The sequence below is a fragment of the Duganella caerulea genome (assembly GCF_040362985.1).
Lineage (GTDB): Bacteria > Pseudomonadota > Gammaproteobacteria > Burkholderiales > Burkholderiaceae_D > Rugamonas > Rugamonas vulcania.
The window spans coordinates 79,076-102,525 of record NZ_BPWJ01000008.1 but is presented as its reverse complement, the minus strand read 5'-3'; the positions used below and the strand labels follow the sequence as shown (position 1 = coordinate 102,525).

The following is a 23,450-nucleotide window of genomic DNA, read 5'->3' as shown; positions in this document are numbered from 1 at the left end:
ACACTCCTTCACGCGGAAAAACGCGCCGCGGAAAGGCGTGCGGCGCGTTGGTTCATGTCAGTCTTGCGTGGACGTTAGAAGCTTGCTTTCAGGGTCACGCTGTACCGGCGGTCGTTGAGCTGCCACAGCAAGCCGCCCGAAGGACGCTCGACATACGTCTGGTACATCGAGTTTCTCAGATTGACGGCATCCGCCGACAGCGTGAAGGTCTTGTTGATTTGGTAGCTTACCGAGGCATCGAGCGACGAATAAGGCGTCGCATATTGGTTTGCACCAGACACACCACTACCATTGATTTGGTCAAGGTAAGCGGAGCGCCAGTTGTACGCGATCCGGGCTTGCACGGGGCCGCGTTCATAGAGTGCGATCAGGTTGTAGCTGTTCTTGGACAACTTCGGCAAGGGAATGAGGACCCCAGGCGTGAGCTCAACTTTCGAGTCGACATAGGTGTAGTTGGCCTGCACGCCAAACCCTTTGAACGGATCTGGCAGGAAGTCAAAGAATTGCGTAAAGCCGGCTTCAAGGCCTTTTACCGAACCCTTGCCCAGATTGATGTTGGTTCCAATATCGTAGATGACACCACCGAAATTCATCGGTTCGATGCCGCCGGCGAGGTAACCCTTGATGTCCTTCTTGAACGCACCCAGGAACGCCATATTGGACGTACCCCAATAGTCCTCCGCCGTCACATCATACGAAGTCGCAGTCATCGGCTCCAGGAACGGATTACCGGAACTGCCGGTAGGACGTCCATTGGCGTTGAGCTGCGAGGGGATGTTCGGATTCAGCTGAACGTGGGCGGCCATATCGCCAAAGTTCGGCCGCGTCATCGTCTTGCCATAGCCGAAGCGGAGCTGCAAATCTTCGTTCAGGTGCAGACGTGTGTTGAGGCTGGGGAGAATATTCGAGTAGCGATTATTGAGAGAGACCGCATGCGACCCGGTGCTGTCCTGGATAAAGCCTATCGATGTCTGATCGGTCCTGACAGCCCGGACGCCGGCCGTGCCATCGAGTGCATACCCGAACACCTCTGTGGCGAAGTCGCCCGTCACGAACAGGGACTGCGTCTTTTCGTGTTGCTCATTGATGTCCCCAGGAGCAAACGATGTATCAAACGTATAGGAGTTTGGCTTGCCGGCGAATAATTGCGCGTAAGTCGCGACCGTGCGATCGAAGACGCTTGAGTTCGGATTGGCGTACTCGGGGAACACCGCAACAGGGAAACCAATGCCCGGCTTCATGAAGTTGCTGGCAGGCCCGGCGTAGGCGAGGTCCGGATGCTGCGCCACTGGAATCAGCGGGCATGCGCCCCAGCTGGGATTGGTGCCCGTGTCGTTACAGGCGCCGGTGCTGTTCCAGTTGCCCCGCAAGTTCACCTTGGTGTCCGCCAGGCGTACGCCGGCGTGCAGCTTGGTGAAGAAGTGATCGCCAATGTCGTAGTCGAAATCCTGGCTGAGCGCCGACATTTTCAGATTGTCGCGGTCTACCCCGTTAGCAAGCCACTCGTAATTCCAATTCTTCGGATTGCCAAAATATGCGTAGGGGTTGCTTGGGTTGGCGGGATCGACGATGGAGAATTTTGGAATCTTGCCGCGCACATCGAAGGCCAGATTGAGATTGGGAATATTGGCGACGCTTCTGCTTTCATTATCGTAAAGCTTGATGGAGTCGCCATTGCGCTCGGTGTCGTAGTGGGCGGTTTCATAGGCGAAATCAGTCTTTGACTTGAGCCTGTCCGAGATGCGCCACTTGAGGTTCACGGCGGATAAGTTCGTGCGATTGCGCACTTCCTGGTCAAACCGGGAGGACGAGAAAATTTGCGACCCCAACGTGCCGCTCGTGGCGCTGCCATCCGCTCCCCAGGTCCAGGTGGAACCCGCCGCTGCGCGCGGGTCGCTGTTCTTGTCGTCGCCGTAGATGTATTCTCCGCGACGGATAAATTTATAGTTCGAATAGAGATTTTGTGCCGTGAAAAGCATGTCCTCGTTCACCTGCCATTGGTAGGCGACCGACAGGCCCTCGCGCTTCCGGCTTCCCGAGTCCTGGTACATCTCAAAGGAGGTCGGCACATAGAGTTCTGTGAGAGCCCCCTTGTTTGGCATCGAATTAAAGGCCGCGACCTTTGCCGCCGAGGGAGCTTTCGTCGGGTCGCTTGAGCATTTCCCAACCGTCGCGGTAAGACAGTGCTGCTGTTGCTGAAGAACGGCATCCTGGCGATAGTAGGTCTCGCTTGCCGTTGCATTCACCAGGATGCCCATGCGGCCAGCACCCGTATTGAATTGCCGGCTCAACAGGCCCGAAACCGACGGTGAAGACTTACGAACCCGGTCATAGTAATTCGACTTGAGCGTAATGACGTTGAGGTCTTCCTTCGAATCGAATGGCAGTCGCGTGCGGATGTTGACCACGCCGCCGACTCCGCCTTCGATCAGGTTGGATGCCGCGTTTTTATAGACATCAACGCCGGCCATGAGTTCAGAGGGCAGCCCTTCCAGGTCCGGCGCCCGGCCACCGTTGGCCGTGAAGAAGTCCCGTCCGTCGATCAGGTTGCGCACCTGGGTAATGCCACGGATGGTGATCGCTGGTTCGGTGCGATGGTCGTAATCCGTGCCGCCCTCGCCATACCGGCGCTGGATCTGAACCCCGGCGACCCGCTGCAGCGACTCGACGGTATTCACGTCCGGCAGCTTGCCGATATCGTTTGCCTGGATCGAGTCGACGATCTGGTTGGAGTCCTGTTTGAGATCGCGCGCCGACTTCAACGCCGCCCGCTGACCGGTGACGACAACGGCGATCGGGGTGTCCGTGTCCTTGCCTGCGACGGCAGTCCCGGCCTCCTGCGCGGTCGCGGTCATTGGCCCGGCCATTAAAAGTGCGCAAGCTTGGGCCACCATGGTTTTTCTAATCGTTTTTGTATTTCCGTGTCTCATCTAACTGTCCCCTTAATCGTTTTTTTGGGAAGTGCTCCTCCAATGCTGCCGGCCCGATATTTCGGGTCCAACAGGTCTTCGACGCCCGTTTCAACGGGATCGCCATATTTTTTTCTTCTCGCCTGCCTCCTCCAGACGATTGAAGTAGTGCAATAAAGTCTATTACTGTCAACCGTTAAACTGGTATAAGGTTTTTGACGCCAGCTATGGCGTTTTCGCATAGCGTAGGGTTTTAGCGGAATGGGAAATGGAAGCGTTGCGGTGTTGAAGCAGGCCGAGCTGGCGATGGCGGCGGACGACATCGTGCGCCAGCCCGGCATGTCGGAGGGGACGTTTTATCGCTGGGAGACGCTGGCTGGAAGCCGCTTGGACTGGATTAACCTGGCGACGGCGCGTTCGATGCCGCTCCGGCCACCGTCGAGGAGATCGCTTGCCGTGGTCGGCAAGGGAACGTCGGGCGCCAGCCCCACCGCCTGGATGGCGAACGGCCGTGTACGGCTGGGGGCGAAACGGTCCTGGCTGACCAGATCGAGCAAGGCCAATTCATCGGTCTGGCCCGATTGCAAGCGCGTGCCATTGTCGAATACGCTGAAGTTCCCGCTGTATTTCACGCGCATGCCGGAGTTCGGCAACTGAGTGCCGGCGGCGTCGGCGTCGCGTCCGCCCCCCGCGCCTATCGTGCGTTCGCCGATGGTGATGGCGCCAGCGGACCACAGCCAGGTGGCCATGAATTCTCCCGACGAGCGCGTGCCGGCGTCGGTCCACACCAGCAGGGCGCGCGGGGTGGCGATGCTGCCGCAGGATGCGTCGTTATGCTGCTCCACCAACTTGACCTGGCCTGGCGTGCCCGTGGCAAACAGGTCCAGGGTGCGCGCCAATGGCTCGCGGGTCAAGGCCTGCGCCAGCAGACGCGCTTCGCGCCCGAATCCGCCCAGATTGCCGCGCAAGTCGACCAGCAGCAGATCCGACCGCGCCGCCAAGGCGTCAATGCCGGCGAGCCGCTTGCGGACCACGGCGCAAAAGCCAGCCAGCATCGGCGCGTCCTGGCTGGCGCCGGGGACATCGGCCGCATCGGCGGCCTGGTTGAAATCGGCATCGTACTGCGGCGCAAATGCGCCAAAGCGCAGCACGCCGACGCGATAGCCGCCCGCCAGCACGACCTCGGGGAGATCGGAGCGCTCGACAGCTAGAGCCATCGCGGCGCCGGTTTGCGCGGTGACCGCCTGATAGGTCAGCTCGACTGTGCGCTCCTTGCCGCCGGCATCACGTACGGTGAAACGCACACGGTTTGCCAGCCCCGTCGCGGCGTGTTCGGCGCGTGACGCCATCGCCAGCTTCACGGCCGCCTCGGCCATTCTTGAGCGGCGGTTGCCGCCAAACGTACGTTTGGCAGCCTGTTCCAGCCAGCGCGCCACCGGCACGCCGTCGATGCTGAGCACTTGCTCACCTTCCTCCAGCGTGGCCGCCGACGGGGCGATGCGCCGCCAAACCACCATCGCGCCATCGCTGCTTGTGCGGAAGAGCACGCCCAAGGTCTCTGGTTTGCCGCCTGCGGGGTCTGCCAGCGCGACATGCTGATCCTGCAAGGCGACCAGGGCGTCGATGAGCTGCTCGTTGTTATCGAGCGCCGGTGCCGCGGTGGCGCGCCAGAGCGCGTCGTTGCCTTGCACCTCTGCCGGGTAAGCCTGGCGATAACGCTCTATCCACGACAGCGAGGGATAGTGTCGCCTGAGCTCGTCGCGCAGCGTCTGGCCGTCCGTCGCCGGCTCGGCGGTGGATGCGTGGGTGGCGGGAGCCGCGCAGAGCATCCCTGACAAAAGCATGGCGCCCATGCTGACTCTGCCGTAAAAGAAGCGCATATACATCGTCCTCCAGGTTCTCGGATTTGCAAGCTGTAGAGCATAAGGCTTTCAACGCCACGAGATGTGATCAATGCGACAAACGGTAAAAATGGCGTGCCAGAACAACAATATTGCGCGCTGGGCCATGAAATTTGCGGCACCGAAGAGAGACCGTCATAGTTTTTAACAAGCACCGAATAATTTTGCGCAACACCGCGCACGATAACGGCATTCGTTACCGTGTGGCAATATCGCCTGCCATAATCGGCCCGCTGATCGCGTGGCCGCTGTCCGAGTCCGGGACCTCAGCAAGGGGCAGGCCGGATCGGCGCAAGGCCGAGGTGCCGCAGGATGCCGCGTCGCTGGCGCGGCGGATTTCCTGTCGATCCGGTATGCATGAACCACACTCACTCCGCATACTCATGACACACACCAAAACCCCCTTTTCCCCTGAGCGGCGCACGTTTTGCGCCGGCACCTTCGGCCTCATCGCTTTTGGTCCGCTGGGCCTGTCCGGTTGCGGCGGTGGCGATGCTTCCGCAGCCTCCGCGCAAGCGGGCTCGCGGCTGCTGGCGGGCACGATGGTCAGCGCATCCGGCGACTTCGTCCATCCCGGCTTGCTGCACACCCAGGCCGACTTCGACCGCATGAGCCAGAAAGTCGGCGCCAAGGCATCGCCGTGGATAGACGACTGGAACCTGCTGCTGCAAAACAACCTGGCGAGCAACACCTGGAAGCCCAGTCCGCGGGTGGTGGTCTACCGCAACGACGGCGTCCATGGCGACAACGTCCAGTACCTGCAGTGGGACATCATGGCCGCCTACCTGAACGCGCTGCAGTGGAAGATCACCGGCAACATTGCCGCCGCCAACACCGCCGTCGCCATCCTGAACGCCTGGGGCTCCACGCTCACCGAAATCCACACCACCGACGGCCACTGGGACGGCTTCCTGGCCGCCGGATTGCAGGGCTACGAGTTCGCCAACGTCGCCGAGATCATGCGCGGCTATTCCGGCTGGGCGGCGGCCGACATCGCCACCTTCCAGCAGATGATGCTGACCGTGTTTTATCCCATGGTCCAGGGCGAAGACGCCAACCTGCAGGTGTTCTCCAACTGGGGCTTGTGCGGGTATGCGGCAGCCATGGCGATCGCGGTGCTGTGCGACGACCGCGCCAAGTTCGACAAGGCGGTGTCCTATTTCAAGGCCGGCCTGAGCAACGGCGCCATCGCGCAGATGGTCTACTATGTCCACCCCGGCTATCTCGGCCAGACCCAGGAGGCCGGGCGCGACCAGGGACACAACACGCTGAGCGTCGCGTTGGTGGCGGCCCTCTGCGAAATGGCCTGGAACCAGGGCGTCGACCTGTATGGCTACGACAATAACCGTGTGCTGGCCGGTTGCGAATACGTGGCCAAGGGTAACCTGATCGAATCGGGGACCAGCTACTACACGGTGCCGTTCGCGCCCTATGCCGTGCGGGGATTCAGCGTCACCACGTTCTCCACCGGCGCCCAGGGCTTGCAGCGTCCGACCTGGGCGCTGATCTACAACCATTACGTCAACCGCATGGGACTGGCCGCCCCGTACTCGCAGCTGTTCGTGCAACGGATGGGACTGGAAGGGGGCGGGCACTATCCGCAGACCGGCGGCACCTGGGACCAGCTGGGTTACGGCACGCTGCTGTACACGCGCGATCCGATCGCGGCGGGCGCGCCGCCGAGCGGCCTGGGCGCCGTGACCACCGCCGGCCAGATCGTGCTGTCGTGGTGGGGCAGCGCCTACGCGACCAGCTACACCGTCAAGCGCGCCAAGAGCCCGGCCGGACCCTACGTCGTGGTCGCCACCGGCATCAGCGATCTGCTGACCCACACCGACACCAACCTGGTGGACGGCACCTACTACTACGTGGTCACGGCCAACACCCCGTCCGGCGAAACGGCCGCGTCGAACGTCGCGGTGGCGATCGCGGGCGTCAAGCTGCACACGCTGCTGAAATTTGACGAGGGCGCCGGCGCCACCGCCGCCGACGCCAGCGGCCACGGCCACGCCGCCACGCTGGCCGATGGCGCGGCCTGGGCCGCCGGGCGGACTGGGCAGGCGAGCGCGCTGGTCCTCAACGGCAGCGGCGCCCACGCCAGCCTGCCGGCCAACATCGTCGACACGGTTGGCGACTTCACGATCGCGGCCTGGGTGTACTGGAACGGCGGACAGACCTGGGCCCGGATCTTCGATTTCGGCTGCAACACCGAACACTATATGTTCCTGTCGCCACGCACCGGGCGCGGCACGATGGGCTTCGTTGCCTCGCTCAACGGCGGCGACGGCGAATTCCGGCTCGACGCCCCGGCTGCGCTGCCCGCCGCGCAATGGGTGCATGTCGCGGTCACGCTGCGCGGCACGGATTGCGCGTTGTACCTGAACGGCGCGCAGGTGCAGAGCGCCGGCGGCATGATCATCCCGCCATTCCAGATCGGCCATACGACGCAGAACTGGCTGGGCCGCTCGCAGTTCGCCGCCGACACGACCTTCAACGGCATGATCGACGACTTCCGCATCTACAACGGCGCCATGGACGCCGCCGGCATCGCGGCGCTGAGCAGCTCGGCGCCGTCGGTGGTGATGTTCGACATCGACACCGATGTTGGCGCGGTGGGCTTGCCAGGCGGCGTCAGCGTGGACAACGGTGTGTGGACGGTGACCGGCAGCGGCGCGGATATGTGGGCCACCGAGGACGGCTTCCATTTTGCCGCGTCGCTGCGCAAGGGCGACTGCGCGATCACGGCGCGCGTGGCGAGCCAGGCCAACACCAATGCCTGGGCCAAATCCGGCGTGATGATGCGCGCCAACCTGGACGCCAACGCGGCGCACGTGACGATGACGATCACGCCCGGACATGGCGCGCAGATGGTCTACCGCGGCGCCAACGGCTACGCCAGCACGCAGATCGGTTCCACGGTGGCATGCACGGCGCCGTACTGGGTCCGGCTGACGCGGGTGGGGACGGTTTTCACTGGTTCCATTTCGCCGGACGGCGTGAACTGGCGGGTGGTGGGCAGCGTCAGCCTCAACCTGCCGGCCGCGCTGTTCACCGGGCTGGAAGTCCTCTCGCACGACAACCGGCTGTTGAACAGCTCCACCTTCGACAACCTGTCGTTCGCCTAGTCCCGCGCGCCCGTGGTAAGTTCAAGCCCGCCACAGGCGCATCAGCGGCCGGACAAGCACATCAGGTCGAAGTGCCGCTACGTCTATTGACGTTTTGCACCGCCACGACGGTGAAGGTCTTCCGCTTAGCTGCTTAACATTCTTTAAAGCGCCAAGACCACCGCATATATCATCAAGGCTGCACGCTGTTTGTAGATGTACCATGAAAAATCAGGATCCGATTGGTATTGGAGGCGAACATGATGACTATGCACCCCGGCGAATATCTTTTTCTGTCCTATGTCGAACCCTACAAAATTAGTCCCGAAGAGTTGGCCGCCCGGCTGGGGGTGTCACTGCAGGTCGTGGAAGGCTTGCTTGCTGAAGACATCGCCTTAACGGCGGACATGGCGATACGGCTGGAACTGGTGTTCGATCGATCCGCGATGTCATGGATGGATATGCAGGCCGCGCATGACGTGATGCAGGCAAGAAAAAAGGTCGATACCGCTACGGTTCGACCTTTCGTTTTTTCTGCACGGGCAGACGCTGCCTGAGCGGTTGGGCTCAGTTAATTTTCGCCTCGCCTACTTGCGCTGGTCCGGCGGTGGCGGCGGCATGCCGCCTTCTGGTACGGCCACCACGCCTTCACGCATCTTCTTGCAGACGCCTTTGACGTCCTCGCCACGCCGGCCCTTGAAGGTGACCTTGACGCCTTCGGCCTTGCCCTTGCAGGCGTCGATCGCTTCCTGCGGCGGGCCGCGCTTGCCGTCGTGCTGCGGCGGCGGTGGCTGGTTGGCGTTCTGCGCGGCGGCGCTCAGTGCTGCACCTGCCAGCATGGCCAGCACCAGGCTGCGTGGGAATATGCTCATCTTCATCTCCTATTTTTTCAGAATTTTTTCCACCGGCGACGGCCGCAGGCGGAAGGCGTCGGGCATGCCGGAACCCAGCAACGGCCGCAGGTACAGCCTGAACGCGTCGGTCACGTCGGTGCCGCTGGCGCTGATGAACTCGTCCTCCATCACCCGCGTCTTGCCGGCCACGTCGGCCAGCGCCATCAGCTCGTAGTCGACCGAGTAAAAGCCGGTGCGCTTGATCGCCACCGAGCCGTCGCGCCCGCCCCACATGGCGAACTGTACTGCTTTTTCGCCGACCTCGCGAGCCTCGCGCTGGTCCACGTCCGACACGCAGCCGATGAAGGACCGTTGCAAATAGCCGAAGGTGTCGCCGCGCACGCGCTTGATACCCAGCTTGGCCTTGATCTCGTCGCACAGCAGGTCGGCCAGCGCGCCCGTGCCCGACAGCTGCACGTTGCCGTGCGCGTCGCGCTCGACCTCCTTGGCCAGCAGGCTGGCGATCGGCTCGCCCGAGGCGTCGTGGATGCCCTCGGACACGGCGATCACGCAGCGGCCGTAGCGCGCGTACGTGGCCTTGACGTCGGCCAGGAATTGCTCCAGCGAGAACACCCGCTCGGGCAGGTAGATCAGGTGCGGGCCGTCGTCCGGGAACTTCTTGCCCAGCGCCGAGGCGGCCGTGAGGAAGCCGGCGTGGCGGCCCATCACCACGCCCACGTACACGCCGGGCAGCGAGGCGTTGTCCAGGTTGGCGCCGGCAAACGCCTGCGCGACAAAGCGCGCCGCCGATGGGAAGCCCGGCGTGTGGTCGTTGCCGACCAAGTCGTTGTCGATGGTCTTGGGGATGTGGATGCTGCGCAGCGGATAGCCGGCCTGCTGCGCCTGCTCGCTGACGATGCGCACCGTGTCGGACGAATCGTTGCCGCCGATGTAGTAGAACTGCTCGATCTCGTGCGCGCGCAGGACCTTGAAGATTTCCGCGCAATAGGCCAGGTCCGGCTTGTCGCGCGTCGAGCCCAGCGCCGACGACGGCGTGGCCGCCACCAGCTCCAGGTTGTGGCTGGTCTCGCGGGTCAGGTCGACCAGGTCCTCGTTGATGATGCCGCGCACGCCGTGCAGCGCGCCGTAGACGCGGGTGACGTCGCGGAAGCGGCGCGCCTCCAGCACCACGCCCGCCAGCGACTGGTTGATGACGGCGGTCGGACCGCCTCCCTGTGCGACCAGAATTTTTCCCGACGACATGCGCGCTCCTCCGTAGACGTTGAACAGGCCTGCCGCAACTATAGCGCGACTTTCAGCGCGCGCCGATATTCTTGTCGAGGAATTTCTCCACCCTGGTCCAGAAGTCGATGCGGTTCTTCGGCAGCGCCCAGCCGTGGCCTTCCTCCGGGTATTCGATCCACTCGACGTGCGGATTGCCGGCCTTGACCGCGTCGTAGAACTTCAGCCCGTGGTTGAGCGGCACCCGCACGTCGGCGCCGCCGTAGGCCAGCAGCAGCGGCTGCGTCACGCGCGCCGCCTGCCGCAGCGGCGAGGTGGCCTGCAACTGTGCCGCGTCCTTGACCCGGTCGCCGATCAGCGCCGGCATGCCGTACTGCTTCCAGCCCTGCGGCAGGTCGGAGGCGTAGCGCCAGCCGCTGTCGTACAGCAGGTCGATGTCGGTCACGCCCACCCAGTCAATGCCGCACTGGTACAGCTCCGGATCGTTGATCAGGCCCATCAGCGTGGCGTAGCCGCCGTAGCTGGCGCCGGCGATGCAGACGCGCCTGGCGTCGGCCGTGCCCTGGGCGATGGCCCAGCGCGTGCCGTCGGCGATATCGTCCTGCATCTTCAGCCCCCATTGCTTCCAGCCGGCGCGGAAGTGCGCTTCGCCGAAGCCCACGCTGCCGCGGAACTCCGGCTCCAGCACCGCGTAGCCGCGCGTGGCCAGGAATTGGGCGTCGGCGTTCCAGTTCCAGCTGCCGCCGCGCATGAAGGGGCCGCCGTGCACCAGCACCACCATCGGCAGGTTCTTGTCGTGCCCGCCCGGCGGCAGGGTCAGCCAGGCGGGGATGTCGAGGCCGTCGCGCGCGGTGTAGTGCACCAGCTCGCGGCTGCCCATCTCGGCCGGCTTGATCAGCGGCGCCAGGTTGCCGACCTCGCTCATGCGTTTGGTCTCGGTGTTGAACACCAGCGTGCGCAGCGGCTGCTTGTCCGAATACGATTGCACCAGCATCCACGTCGTCTCCGGCCGCCTGGCCGGAGTGATCAGGTTGATGGTGCCGGGCAGGATGGCGTCCACCGTCTTTTGCAGCGCCTTCATGCCGGCGTCGAACCAGACCGTGCCCTCGGCGTCGCCATGCACCCGCACGCCCAGAAGACGGTCGTTGCTGACGATCAGGTGGCCGCGGAAGTCGAAGCCGTCCAGCGTCACGATCGGCTGCTCGGACAGCTTGTTGTGGACCAGGTCGTAGCGGTACAGCGCGCTGCGGTCGTGGCCGGCGCGGGCGGTCACGTACAGCGTGCCGTCCGGGCCGAAGGCCAGCGGATCGAAACCGCCGGCGCCGCCGGTGTAGGCGTTGAAGCTGGCCAGCGTGCGCCACTGGCTGGTGGCCGGGTCCAGGTAGTGGATGGCCTCGGTATCGCCATCCAGCGTCTCGACCAGGCGCGGCTGGCCGTGCTGGTCCAGCAGCCAGCCGCGCGCCACGCCCGGATGCTCGACCGCGTGGGTGAGGCCGGTGCGCGTGTTCAGCCGCAGCAGGTCGGACGCGGCCAGGATGCCGGCGCCGCGGATGTCGGCGTCGGTGACGTAGACCTCGTCGCCGTCCTGCGCGCCGGGCTGGTCCAGCATGAAGGTGTGCCACGGCAGCAGCTCGCGGCCGCCGTCGCCGTTCTGGAAGAACGGGTTGTTGCGCTTGGCCAGCTGGCGGAAGCGCTTGCCGTCGCGCTCGACCACGTACAGGCCGGGGCCGAAGCGCACGTCACGCCGGCCGACGCTCTTGTCGACCGTGCTGAACAGCAGGCGCTCGTTGTTGACCCAGTGCGCCTGGCCGATGTCGGTGTCGTTGAACTGCGCCACCATGTGGGCGCTCAGGTCGTTCAGGTCGACCACGGCCAGGCCGTCGCGCTTGTCGCCGGCGCCGATGAAGGCGGCCAGGTAGCGGCCGTTGGGCGAGAGCATGGCGCCGTTGAACGCGGGGTTGGCGAAGAAGCTGCCCACGGGTGGCGGCGCGGCCTGCGCGTGGCAGGCGGACCCCAGCGCGAGCGCGGCCAGCAGCAGCGTGCGGACGGGCCTCATCGCGCCGCTCCCGCGCCGATGTGCTTGTCGAGGAATTTCTCGACCCGGGTCCAGAAGTCGAAGCGGGTCTTGGGCAGCGCCCAGCCGTGGCCCTCGTCCGGGTACTCGATCCACTCGACGTCGGGGTTGGTCTGCTTGACCGCCTTGTAGAACTTGGTGCCGTGCGGCAGCGGCACGCGCTCGTCGGCGCCGCCGTAGGCCAGCAGCAGCGGCTGCTTGATGCGCGCCGCCTGCAGCAGCGGCGACGTGGCCTTCAGCTGCTCGGCATCCTTGACCGGGTCGCCCACCAGCTCCGGGATGCCGTACTGCTTCCAGCCGTCCGAAAAGTCCGACACATAGGCCCAGTGGCCGTCATGCATCAGGTTGATGTCGGTGACGCCGGCCCAGTCGATGCCGCACTTGTACAGGTCCGTATCGTTGACCAGTCCCATCAGCGTGGCGTAGCCGCCGTAGCTGGCGCCGGCGATGCAGATGCGCTTGGCGTCGGCCGTGCCGCGGGCGATGGCCCAGCGCGCGCCGTCGGCGATATCGTCCTGCATCTTCAGGCCCCATTGCTTCCAGCCGGCGCGGTAGTGGCGCTGGCCGAAGCCGGTGCTGCCGCGGTATTCGGGCTCCAGCACCGCGTAGCCGCGCGAGGCCAGGAACTGCGCCTCCGGTTCCCACTCCAGGTCGCCGCCGCGGACATACGGGCCGCCGTGCACCAGCACCACCATCGGCAGGTTCTTGCCGCCGCCCTGCGGCACGGTCAGCCAGGCCGGGATGTCGAGGCCGTCGCGTGCCTTGTAGTGCACCATGACCTTGTGCGCCATCTGCGTCGGATTGATGCCTGGATAGCTCGAGCCGACGGCGGACAGCTGCTGGGTGTCGCGGTTGTACAGGAAGCTGCGCGACGGCCACACGTCGCTGAACGCGCGCACCAGCACCCACGGCGCCTGCGGCCGGGTCGGCGGTGTCAGCAGGTTGATGGTGTTGGGCAGCATGGTGTCGATCTTGTCCTGCATCGCCTTCATGGCCGGGTCGAACCATACCGTGCCGGCGGCGTCGGTCTGGTAGCGCACGCCGAGGATCCGGTCGCGCTCCATGATCAGGCGGCCGCGGAAGTCGTAGCCGTCCAGCTTGACGATGGGCTCCTCGGAGATGGTGTTGGTGGCCAGGTTGTAGCTGTGGATCGCCATCAGGTCGCTGTGCTTGTTCGTGATCACGTACAGCATGCCGTCCGGCCCGAACGCCAGCGGCGTGAAGGCGTTCTTACCGCCGGTGTAGCTGTCGAAGCCGGTCAGCTTGCGCCATGCATTGGTGGCAGGATCGCGGTACCAGACCTCGTTGGTGCGTTCCTTCACTGTTTCCGTCAGGCGCGGCTCGCCCTTGTTGTCGAGCAGCCAGCTCATGCTGTCGCCGGGACGGGGGACGGTGATCGCCACGCGCCCGGTCAAGGTGTTAATGCGCTGCAGGTCGACACGGTCCACCTGGCCGGGGCCGCTGATGCTCATGTTGAGCACGTACATGTATTCCGAGTCCTGGGCGCCGGGCTGGTCCAGCATATAGGTGTGCCACGGCAGCAGCTCGCGCGTCAGCGAGCTGCCCGAGCCGGCGCTGATGAAGGGCTGGCCGTTGCGCATGGCCAGCTGGCGGAAGTTGCTGCCGTCGCGGTTGATCGCGTACAGGCCGGGCGCGTAGCGCTGGTCGCCCTGGGCCAGCTGGTGGTCGGCGGCGGTGAAGGCCAGCCGCTCATCGCTGATCCACTGGAAGCGGCCGATGTCGGCGTCGCTGAAGTTGCCCACCACGTTGACCGTGTTCGGCCCCAGTTCCACCACGGCCAGGCGGTCGCGCTTGTCCTTGGAGCCGACCTTGACGGCCAGGAATTTGCCGCTGGGCGAGAGCTGCGCCCCGTTGAATGCCGGATTGCCGAAGAAGTCTTCGACCGATGGGCGGGGCGGCGGCGCGTCGGCGGCCAGGACGGTGTGGAAAGCCTGGCTGGCGGCGAAGGCCAGCAGCAAGAGGGAGCGCAGGTTCATGGGCGAATTTGAAATGGACGGTGCCGGCACAATAGCACCAAGTTATCAAATCCGCCATAACGGCGATGTATCTTAAAGTTCCGGCGCCCGGATGTAGTCGACCAGCGCGCCGGTCTGGCGCTCGGGCGGCGGCGTCAGCAGGCTGACCGCGACCATCGTCAGCAGGCCGGCCGGCACGCCGAAGATGCCGGCCGAGATGGGCGCGATGTGGAACCATTGCCCGGCCACGCCGCCGCCCAGCGTGGGGCTGGTGTGCAGCATGTAGTACAGGCAGACCGCGAAGCCGGTCGTCATGCCGGCCAGCGCGCCTTGGTAGTTGGCGCGCTTCCAGAACACGGCCAGCACCAGCGCCGGGAACAGCGCCGACGCCGCCAGCGAGAACGCCGCGCCCACCAGCGACAGGATGTCGCCGGGCTTCTGCGAGGCGGCGTAGGCGGCGATGAAGGCCACGCCCAGCAGCAGCAGCTTGGAGATGGTCACCCGCTTCTGGGTCGAGGCGCCGCGGTCGACGATCTTGTAGTACACGTCGTGCGACAGCGCGTTGGAGATCGCCAGCAGCAGGCCGTCGGCGGTCGACAGCGCGGCGGCCAGGCCGCCCGCCGCCACCAGGCCGGACACCACGTACGGCAGGCCGGCGATCTCCGGCGTGGCCAGCACCAGCACGTCGGCGTCGATGGTGATCTCGGCCAGCTGCACCACGCCGTCGTGGTTGATGTCGCTGATGCTGAACAGTGGATTGGCCTTGTCCACATTGGCCCAGTACGACACCCAGTTGGGCAGGTGCGCGTAGTCGCTGCCGACCAGCGCGCTGTAGATGTCGTACTTGACCAGCACCGCCAGCGCCGGAATGGTCAGGTAGATCAGCAGGATGAAGAACAGCGTCCAGAACACCGACACGCGGGTGTCGTGCACCGACGGCGTGGTGTAGGCGCGCATCAGGATGTGCGGCAGCGCTGCCGTGCCCAGCATCAGGCAGAACACCAGCGCCAGGAAGTTGTTGCGCTTGATGTCCGAGGTCTCGGCGTCGCCGGGGTAGGGCGTGGCGTGCGGCGTGATCGGCTCGGCGCGCGCCAGGTTCTGGTCGCGCGCCTCGCTCCAGCTGCGCGCGGCCTCGTCGGCGTTTTTCGGATAGGCGATCAGCGCCCGCTCGGCGTTGCGGATCTCCAGCAGCGAGGCGTTGCGCAGCTTGACGCGGTCGAGCTTGCGCTGGAGCTCGATGCGGCCCGCCTCCCATGCGGCCGGCAGCGCGCGCAGGCGGGCGTCGAGCTCGTCGGCGCGCTGGCGGAAGATGGCGCGCACCTCGGCCTCCTTCGGATCGTTCTGCAGCACGTTTTCGCGCGCGCTCAGCTTGGGCAGCAGCTTGCCGTAGGCCAGTTGCGGGATCGGGTTGTCGGTGTGTTTGCCCGACAGCCAGATGGCCGGCATCAGGAAGGCCACCAGGATGATGATGTACTGCGCCACCTGGGTCCAGGTGATGGCGCGCATGCCGCCCAGGAAGGAGCACACCAAAATGCTGGCCAGGCCGAGGAAGATGCCGACCGAGAAGTCGACGCCGGTGAAGCGCGAGGCGATCAGCCCCACCGCGTAGATCTGCGCCACCACGTAGGTGAAGGAGACGATGATGGTGGCGCAGACCGCCAGGATGCGCACCGCGCGCCCGCCGCGTCCCTCGCCGTCGCCGTCGCCGTAGCGGGCGGCCAGGAAGTCGGGGATGGTGTACTGGCTGAACTTGCGCAGGTAGGGCGCGATCAGCAGCGCCACCAGGCAGTAGCCGCCGGTCCAGCCCATGATGTAGGCCAGGCCGTCAAAGCCGTGCAGGTACAGGCCGCCGGCCAGGCTGATGAAGCTGGCGGCGGAGATCCAGTCGGCGGCGGTGGCCATGCCGTTGAACATGGCCGGCACGCGCCGTCCGGCCACGTAGTATTCAAGCACGTTGGAGGTGCGGCTGAGCACGCCGATCGACGCGTACAGCACGATGGTGGCGAACATGAACAGGTAGCCGATCCAGGTGCGCGACATGCCTTCCTGCTCCAGCACCGACAGCGCCACCAGGAAGCAGGCGAAGCCGCCCGTGAACAGCAGGTAGTAGCTGCGCAGGCGCTGGAAGAAGGTGCGGGAGGCCTTCATGCGCGCGGCTCCGTTGCCTCTGCCGCTGCCCGGTCCAGCTTGCGCATGCGCCAGGCGTACACCGCCAGGATGGCCAGGTAGACCAGCGACGCGCCCTGCGCCGCCAGGTAGAACGACAGCGGCCAGCCGAACACGCTCAGGCCGGCCAGCTCGCGGGCGAAGAAGGCGGCGCAGAAGCCGGTCGCCAGCCAGGCCAGCAGCAGGATCGCGGTCAGGCGGCGCGTGTGCTCCCAGTGACGGACGCGGATCACGGTCTTATCCATAGTACGGCGGCTCGCTTTCCGGTTCCTGCGGACGCGGCGGCAACGGGAAGGTCAGCCGGAACAGGGCGCCCGGCAGCTTCGATTGCTGCGCGCGCGGGTTGTTGTAGATGTCGACCTCGGCGCCGTGCTGCTGGGCGATCTCGCGCACGATGGCCAGGCCCAGTCCGCTGCCCTCGGCCTTGTTGCCGAGGATGCGGTAGAAGCGCTCGAACACCCGCCCGCGCTCGGCTTGGGCGATGCCGGGGCCGGTGTCCTCGACTTCCAGGAAGCCGTGCTCGTCGTCGCCGCGCACGCGCACGGTGACGCTGCCGCCGGCCGGCGTGTAGCGCAGCGCGTTGTCGATCAGGTTGGACAGCAGCTCGCGCAGCATGGTCGGGTTGCCGACGATGTGCACCGGCTCGGCCGGCGCCTCGTAGCCCAGGTCGATGCGCTGCGCGAACGAGGCCGGCACCCAGTCCTGCACCGCGCTGCGCGCCAGCTCGGACAATTCCAGCGGCAGCATGGCGGTGCCGGCCTGCGGCTGGTTCTCGGCGCGGGCCAGGGCCAGCAGCTGGTTGACCAGGCGGGTGGCGGCCTCCGAGCTCTTGGCCAGCTGCTCCAGCGAGCGGTGGATTTCGCCGCGGTCGGTCTGGCGCAGCGCCAGCTCGGATTGCATGCGCATGCCCGCCAGCGGCGTGCGCATCTGGTGCGCGGCGTCGGCGATGAAGCGCTTCTGCATCTCGATCGACAGCGACAGCCGCGCCAGCATGTCGTTGAGCGAGGTGACCAGCGGCGAGATCTCCTCCGGCACCTGGTTGGAGGCGATGGGGCTGAGGTCGTCCGAACTGCGCGCGCGGATGCGCTCCTGCAGCTGCGCCAGCGGCGACAGCCCGCGCGCCAGCGCGAACCACACCAGGGCCAGCACGATGGGCAGGATGATGAACTGCGGCAGGATCACGCCCTTGATGATGGCGTTGGCCAGCTGGCCGCGCTTCTCCAGCGTCTCGGCCACCTGCACCAGCGCCAGCTGCGGATCGTCGACCGCGTCGCGCTCCAGCCGCACGTAGGCGTAGGCCACGCGCACCGGCGTGCCGTGCATGGTGTCGTTGCGGAAGCGCACGCTGCTGCGCGGCTTGTCGTCCTCGTCGATAACCGGCGGCGGCAGGTCGCGGTCGCCGTCCACGTGCTCGCCGTGCGGGCCCTGGATCTGGAAGTAGACGCTGTCGACGTCGTCGGCGCGCAGGATGTCGCGCGCCGGGCCGGACAGGCCCTTGATGACCTTGCCGTCCACCGCGCGCACCTGCTGGGCCAGCACGGTCACGCTGTCCTCCAGCGCGTGGTCGAACGGCTGGTTGGCGATGGACTTGGCCACCAGGTAGGTGATCGCGATGCTCATCGGCCACAGCAACAGCAGCGGCGCCAGCATCCAGTCCAGGATCTCGCCGAACAGCGAATGCTGGATCTCGTCGTCCGCCTCGGCCGCCGGCGGCTGGTACTCCAGATCCTGCTGCGGTGGCGAGGCCGGCGGCGTCACTTGGCGGCGTCCGAGAATTTCTCCAGGCAGTAGCCCAGTCCGCGCACGGTGGCGATGCGGATGCCGCCCACCTCGATCTTCTTGCGCAGCCGGTGCACATAGACCTCGATGGCGTTGTTGCTCACTTCCTCGCCCCACTCGCACAGGTGGTCGACCAGCTGTTCCTTGGACACCAGCCGGCCGCTGCGCGCCAGCAGGATTTCCAGCAGGCCCAGCTCGCGCGCCGACAGGTCCAGCATCTGGTCGTTGATGTAGGCGCTGCGGCCGACCTGGTCGTAGCTCAGCGGGCCATGCTTGACCACGGTGGCGCCGCCGCCGGCGCCGCGCCGGGTCAGCGCGCGCACCCGCGCCTCCAGCTCGGACAGTGCGAAGGGCTTGGCCATGTAGTCGTCGGCGCCCAGGTCGAGGCCGTTGACGCGCTGCTCGATCGAATCGGCCGCGGTCAGGATCAGCACCGGCAGCAGCGAGGACCGCGCGCGCAGGCGGCGCAGCACCTCCAGCCCGGACAGCTTGGGCAGGCCCAGGTCGAGGATCAGCAGGTCGAATTCCTGGGTCGAGAGGGCGGTGTCGGCCTCCTGGCCGTTACCGACGCAATCGATGGCGTAGCCGGACTGGCGTAGCGAGCGGGTCAGGCCGTCGGCCAGTACGCTGTCATCCTCGGCAAGTAAAATACGCATGTAAAACACTCCGGCTGCAGAAGCTTGTATTGTGTTGCATTTCGCGCAGGGTGGCGAGTTTTTGTGCTATCTCAAAATTGTTTAAAAATCGTGCTTGCATTAAGCACTGTTTTTTTATACAGTGCTGCCTGTACCGACGAATTCAGCGAATTTGCACCCAGAATTTGCACCCACTTACTGGTTGAAAGAACATTATGGACGATAAAAAAGCTGTTGTACCTGCATCTGAAAAGGCTAAGGCGCTCGCTGCCGCGCTGGCCCAGATTGAAAAGCAATTCGGCAAAGGCTCCGTAATGCGCATGGACGCCAACGCGCCGATCGAGGACGTGCAGGTGGTGTCGACCGGCTCGCTGGGCCTGGACATCGCCCTGGGCGTCGGCGGCCTGCCGCGCGGCCGCGTGGTGGAAATCTACGGTCCTGAATCGTCCGGTAAAACCACGCTGACCCTGCAAACCATCGCGGAAATGCAAAAACTGGGCGGCACCTGCGCCTTCATCGACGCCGAGCACGCGCTGGACGTGGGCTATGCGCAGAAGCTGGGCGTCAACCTGCACGAGCTGCTGATCTCGCAGCCGGACACCGGCGAACAGGCGTTGGAAATCTGCGACGCGCTGGTGCGCTCCGGTTCGGTGGACATGGTCGTGGTCGACTCCGTCGCGGCGCTGACGCCGCGTGCCGAGATCGAGGGCGACATGGGCGATTCGCTGCCGGGCCTGCAAGCCCGCCTGATGTCCCAGGCGCTGCGCAAGCTGACCGGTTCGATCAACCGCACCAACACCCTGGTCATCTTCATCAACCAGATCCGCATGAAGATCGGCGTCATGTTCGGCAGCCCGGAAACCACCACCGGCGGCAACGCGCTGAAGTTCTACGCCTCCGTGCGCCTGGACATCCGCCGCACCGGCTCGATCAAATCGGGCGACGAGGTGATCGGCAACGAGACCAAGGTCAAGGTCGTCAAGAACAAGATCGCGCCGCCGTTCAAGGAAGCGCACTTCGACATCCTGTACGGCGCCGGCACCTCGCGCGAGGGCGAGATTCTTGATCTGGGCGTGGAAGCGAAGATCGTCGAGAAGTCCGGTTCGTGGTACAGCTACAACGGCGAGCGCGTCGGCCAGGGCAAGGACAACGCCCGCATCTTCCTGCAGGAGCGTCCTGAGCTGGCGTGGGAAATCGAAAACAAGGTCCGCGAATCGCTGGGCGTGCGCGCACTGCCGCCGCTGGCCACCGACAACACCGTGGTCAAGCTGAAATCCGTCGACAAGGCGGACAAGGGCGACAAGGCCGACGCCGCGTAAGCCGCGTCCGCTTCATCCCGAACCACCGCGCTGTTGATTCAGCCGGTGGTTTTCTCATTGTGCGGAGGATTTTATGGCAGCACCGCAACTCAGCCTGAAGGCACGCGCGCTGCGCTTCTTGTCGATGCGCGAGCACAGCCGCATGGAGCTGGGCCGCAAGCTGGCGCGCTACGCGGAGGAGGGCGACGACGTCGAAGCCCTGCTCGACCTGCTGGAAAAGAACAACTGGCTGTCGCAGGAGCGCTTCTCGGAGGCGCTGATCCATCGCCGCTCGGCCCGCTTCGGCAACAGCCGCATCGTCGCCGAGCTGCAAAGCCATGGCATCAAGGGCGAGGAACTGCAGGAACTCAAGGCCGGCCTGGCCGAGGGCGAGACCGAACGCTGCGTCGAAGTGTGGAGCCGCAAGTTCGGCACCGTGGCGGCCGATCCGCAGGAACGCAACAAGCAGATGCGCTTCCTGCTGCAGCGTGGATTTTCCCAGCGCGCCGTGCAGACCGCGCTCAAGGGCGCGCCGGAAGACGATTGAGCCGCTGCCGCGCCGCACCATGGAATGTTTCCATGACTGAAATAAGACCTATGAATTTCTTGTAATAAAACTCTCAAACCGCCCATATTTCCGTCCAAAAGATATGTTCTGACGCAACTGACGGTCTTGATGTGCTACACTTTTGGGGTTTTTGCAGCGCCGCAGGTGCGGTAGTTGTCCGTAGAAGCTGCGGACACGTGCGATTCAGCACATGGCTGCTTACTAAATTTCTGTCGCGAGAGCGGCATCGGTCTTATGTCCCTGTCAACCCCAGTTACCCGACGTGCGCTGCGGCACACGCGTGCAATTGCCGTCCAAGCGTACGCGCGCGATGACGGCCTGTGGGATCTTGACGCCCATATCACCGACATCAAAGTCATCGACACCATGCTGGCCTCCGGCCCGCGCGCTGCCGGCACGCCCCTGCACGACCTGCACCTGCGTTTGACCGTCGATCTGCAACTGACCATCGTCGATGCCGAAGCCGCATCCGATGCCGTGCCGTATCCCGGTTACTGCGACACCATCGCCCCCGATTACAAACAACAGCTCGTCGGCCTGAACCTGATGAAGGGTTTCCGCCACGAGCTCAAGCAACGCCTGGCCGGCACCGCCGGCTGCACCCACCTGACCGAACTGGCGCAGATCCTGCCCACGGCCGCGGTGCAGGCGTTCGCCAACGATGTCTGGTCGACCAACGACGCGGCTACCGAAGACCAAGGCGTGCCGCGCCACAAGCCGTTTCAACTCGACAAATGCCATGCCCTGCGCACCGACGGTGGGGCAGTGGCGCAGTTTTACCCGCGCTGGGTGGCCAAAGCAGCACCAGGTGGCGCGTAGCAATCCCTGCTTACCAGTTTCACACATTTCGCAGTATCAACCGATTTTTACACATCAGCATCAGAAGGGAAGCCAGCATGAAAATCCATGAGTATCAAGGCAAAGAAATCCTCCGAAAATACGGAGTGACGGTTCCGCGCGGTATTCCGTGCATGTCCGTTGAAGAAGCAGTCAAAGCTGCTGAAACCTTGGGCGGCCCGGTCTGGGTTGTGAAAGCACAGATCCACGCCGGTGGCCGTGGTAAAGGCGGCGGCGTGAAAGTCGCCAAGTCGCTGGAACAAGTCAAGGAATACGCCGAGCAAATCATGGGCATGCAGCTGGTCACGCACCAGACCGGCCCTGAAGGCCAGAAAGTACGCCGCCTGCTGATCGAAGAAGGCGCGGACATCAAGAAGGAACTGTACGTGTCGATGGTTACCGACCGCGTATCGCAGCGCGTCGTGCTGATGGCTTCCTCCGAAGGCGGCATGGACATCGAAGAAGTTGCCGAGTCCCACCCAGAACTGATCCACTCGATCGCCATCGACCCATCGGTCGGCCTGACCGACGCTGAAGCGGCCGGCATCGCCGCCAAGATCGGCGTGCCGGAAGCTTCGATTCCAGACGCAGTCACCAACCTGAAGGGCCTGTACAAAGCCTACTGGGAAACCGACTCGTCGCTGGCCGAAATCAACCCGCTGATCCTGACCGGTTCGGGCAAGGTCATCGCACTGGACGCCAAGTTCAACTTCGACGCCAACTCGCTGTTCCGTCAGCCAGAAATCCTGGCTTACCGCGACCTGGACGAAGAAGATCCAGCTGAAGTCGAAGCATCGAAATTCGACCTGGCCTACATCTCCCTGGACGGCAACATCGGCTGCCTGGTGAACGGCGCCGGCCTGGCCATGGCCACCATGGACACCATCAAGCTGTTCGGCGGCGAGCCAGCCAACTTCCTGGACGTCGGCGGCGGCGCCACGGCTGAGAAAGTAACCGAAGCCTTCAAGATCATGCTGAAAAACCCAGGCCTGAAAGCCATCCTGGTCAACATCTTCGGCGGCATCATGCGCTGCGACGTGATCGCCGAAGGCGTGATCACCGCGGTCAAAGCCGTGTCGCTGAACGTGCCGCTGGTGGTCCGCATGAAGGGCACCAACGAAGACCTGGGCAAGAAGATGCTGGCCGATTCCGGTCTGCCTATCATCGCAGCCGACACCATGGAAGATGCAGCGAAGAGCGTAGTCGCCGCCGCTGCCGGTCAAGCTTAATTAAGGAATCAACATGTCCATTCTGATCAATAAAGATACCAAAGTCGTTACCCAAGGTATTACCGGCAAGACCGGTCAATTCCACACCCGCGGTTGCCGCGACTACGCGAACGGCAAAGCTGCCTTCGTCGCAGGCGTGAACCCGAAGAAAGCCGGCGAAGATTTCGAAGGCATCCCTATTTTCGCTAACGTCACCGAAGCGAAAAAAGAAACCGGCGCCAACGTGTCCGTGATCTACGTCCCGCCAGCAGGCGCGGCCGCCGCGATCTGGGAAGCTGTCGAAGCTGAAATGGATCTGGCCATCTGCATCACCGAAGGCATCCCTGTCCGCGACATGATGGCCCTGAAGGACCGCATGGCCAAAGCAGGTTCCAAGACCCTGCTGCTGGGCCCTAACTGCCCAGGCCTGATCACCCCTGACGAAATCAAGATCGGCATCATGCCAGGCCACATCCACAAGAAGGGCCGTATCGGCGTGGTTTCGCGTTCCGGTACCCTGACCTATGAAGCAGTCGGCCAGCTGACCGCACTGGGCCTGGGCCAATCGTCGGCAGTCGGCATCGGCGGCGACCCGATCAACGGTCTGAAGCACATCGACGTCATGAAGATGTTCAACGACGATCCTGATACCGACGCGGTCATCATGATCGGCGAAATCGGTGGTCCTGACGAAGCCAACGCGGCTTACTGGATCAAAGACAACATGAAAAAACCGGTCGTCGGCTTCATCGCCGGTGTGACCGCTCCTCCGGGCAAGCGCATGGGCCACGCCGGCGCGCTGATCTCCGGCGGCGCTGACACCGCACAAGCCAAACTGGAAATCATGGAAGCTTGCGGCATCACCGTCACCAAGAACCCGTCCGAAATGGCGCGTCTGCTGAAAGCCATGCTGTAATAAC

General features: G+C 64.5%; 17 protein-coding genes. 7 read left to right on the top strand and 10 right to left on the bottom strand.

The window, feature by feature from the left end:
- Window positions 1–74: 74 nt before the first annotated feature.
- Window positions 75–2,855 (bottom strand): TonB-dependent receptor, encoded by a 2,781-nt coding sequence (locus ACUJB0_RS22845; protein WP_444847221.1) that lies wholly within the window; start codon window positions 2,853–2,855, stop codon window positions 75–77.
- Window positions 2,856–3,265: 410 nt separating this feature from the next.
- Window positions 3,266–4,795: a S41 family peptidase gene (locus ACUJB0_RS22840; protein WP_444847220.1), complete on the bottom strand. Its 1,530-nt coding sequence runs from the start codon at window positions 4,793–4,795 to the stop codon at window positions 3,266–3,268.
- A gap of 398 nt (window positions 4,796–5,193) precedes the next feature.
- Here ACUJB0_RS22840 and ACUJB0_RS22835 point away from each other — a divergent pair, with 398 nt between their 5' ends.
- Entirely contained in the window at window positions 5,194–7,935 is a 2,742-nt protein-coding gene (locus tag ACUJB0_RS22835) for a LamG-like jellyroll fold domain-containing protein (RefSeq protein WP_444847219.1), read from the top strand.
- Window positions 7,936–8,174: 239 nt separating this feature from the next.
- The gene (locus ACUJB0_RS22830) at window positions 8,175–8,471 is read left to right on the top strand and encodes a HigA family addiction module antitoxin (RefSeq protein WP_444847218.1); all 297 of its coding nucleotides are present in this window, start codon (window positions 8,175–8,177) and stop codon (window positions 8,469–8,471) included.
- 30 nt (window positions 8,472–8,501) lie between these two features.
- Here ACUJB0_RS22830 and ACUJB0_RS22825 read toward each other — a convergent pair whose 3' ends face one another.
- The 8 genes from ACUJB0_RS22825 to ACUJB0_RS22790 all read right to left on the bottom strand — a co-directional run bounded on the left by ACUJB0_RS22825 (window position 8,502) and on the right by ACUJB0_RS22790 (window position 18,640).
- The gene (locus ACUJB0_RS22825; protein ID WP_444847217.1) at window positions 8,502–8,786 is read right to left on the bottom strand and encodes a hypothetical protein; all 285 of its coding nucleotides are present in this window, start codon (window positions 8,784–8,786) and stop codon (window positions 8,502–8,504) included.
- A gap of 9 nt (window positions 8,787–8,795) precedes the next feature.
- The gene (locus tag ACUJB0_RS22820; protein WP_444847216.1) at window positions 8,796–10,010 is read right to left on the bottom strand and encodes a 6-phosphofructokinase; all 1,215 of its coding nucleotides are present in this window, start codon (window positions 10,008–10,010) and stop codon (window positions 8,796–8,798) included.
- Between the two features lie 52 nt (window positions 10,011–10,062).
- On the bottom strand, window positions 10,063–12,045 hold the full coding sequence (locus ACUJB0_RS22815) for a S9 family peptidase (RefSeq protein WP_444847215.1): 1,983 nt from the start codon (window positions 12,043–12,045) through the stop codon (window positions 10,063–10,065).
- Entirely contained in the window at window positions 12,042–14,060 is a 2,019-nt protein-coding gene (locus ACUJB0_RS22810; RefSeq protein ID WP_444847214.1) for an alpha/beta hydrolase family protein, read from the bottom strand. Before ACUJB0_RS22810 ends, ACUJB0_RS22815 begins: the two co-directional genes overlap by 4 nt.
- A 72-nt stretch (window positions 14,061–14,132) precedes the next feature.
- The gene (locus ACUJB0_RS22805) at window positions 14,133–16,187 is read right to left on the bottom strand and encodes a sodium:solute symporter family protein (RefSeq protein ID WP_444847213.1); all 2,055 of its coding nucleotides are present in this window, start codon (window positions 16,185–16,187) and stop codon (window positions 14,133–14,135) included.
- On the bottom strand, window positions 16,184–16,450 hold the full coding sequence (locus ACUJB0_RS22800) for a DUF4212 domain-containing protein (protein WP_444847212.1): 267 nt from the start codon (window positions 16,448–16,450) through the stop codon (window positions 16,184–16,186). The genes ACUJB0_RS22805 and ACUJB0_RS22800 overlap by 4 nt, the downstream gene beginning before the upstream one ends.
- Entirely contained in the window at window positions 16,443–17,963 is a 1,521-nt protein-coding gene (locus ACUJB0_RS22795; RefSeq protein WP_444847211.1) for a sensor histidine kinase, read from the bottom strand. The genes ACUJB0_RS22800 and ACUJB0_RS22795 overlap by 8 nt, the downstream gene beginning before the upstream one ends.
- Window positions 17,960–18,640: a response regulator gene (locus ACUJB0_RS22790; protein ID WP_161083981.1), complete on the bottom strand. Its 681-nt coding sequence runs from the start codon at window positions 18,638–18,640 to the stop codon at window positions 17,960–17,962. The genes ACUJB0_RS22795 and ACUJB0_RS22790 overlap by 4 nt, the downstream gene beginning before the upstream one ends.
- Before the next feature lie 194 nt (window positions 18,641–18,834).
- On the opposite strand from ACUJB0_RS22790, the gene recA reads away from it, so the two are divergent.
- The 5 genes from recA (at window position 18,835) to sucD (ending at window position 23,446) form a co-directional block, all read left to right on the top strand.
- Window positions 18,835–19,938: a recombinase RecA gene (recA, locus tag ACUJB0_RS22785; RefSeq protein ID WP_444847210.1), complete on the top strand. Its 1,104-nt coding sequence runs from the start codon at window positions 18,835–18,837 to the stop codon at window positions 19,936–19,938.
- 73 nt (window positions 19,939–20,011) lie between these two features.
- A complete protein-coding gene (gene recX, locus ACUJB0_RS22780; protein WP_444847209.1) occupies window positions 20,012–20,464 on the top strand; it encodes a recombination regulator RecX in 453 nt (150 codons plus the stop codon).
- Between the two features lie 255 nt (window positions 20,465–20,719).
- Window positions 20,720–21,304 carry a DUF2889 domain-containing protein gene (locus ACUJB0_RS22775; protein ID WP_161088980.1) on the top strand — a complete coding sequence of 195 codons (585 nt, stop codon included), beginning with the start codon at window positions 20,720–20,722 and terminating at the stop codon, window positions 21,302–21,304.
- Window positions 21,305–21,381: 77 nt separating this feature from the next.
- On the top strand, window positions 21,382–22,551 hold the full coding sequence (sucC, locus tag ACUJB0_RS22770; RefSeq protein ID WP_444847208.1) for an ADP-forming succinate--CoA ligase subunit beta: 1,170 nt from the start codon (window positions 21,382–21,384) through the stop codon (window positions 22,549–22,551).
- Window positions 22,552–22,564: 13 nt separating this feature from the next.
- Window positions 22,565–23,446: a succinate--CoA ligase subunit alpha gene (gene sucD, locus ACUJB0_RS22765; protein WP_008452531.1), complete on the top strand. Its 882-nt coding sequence runs from the start codon at window positions 22,565–22,567 to the stop codon at window positions 23,444–23,446.
- Window positions 23,447–23,450 lie beyond the last annotated feature (4 nt).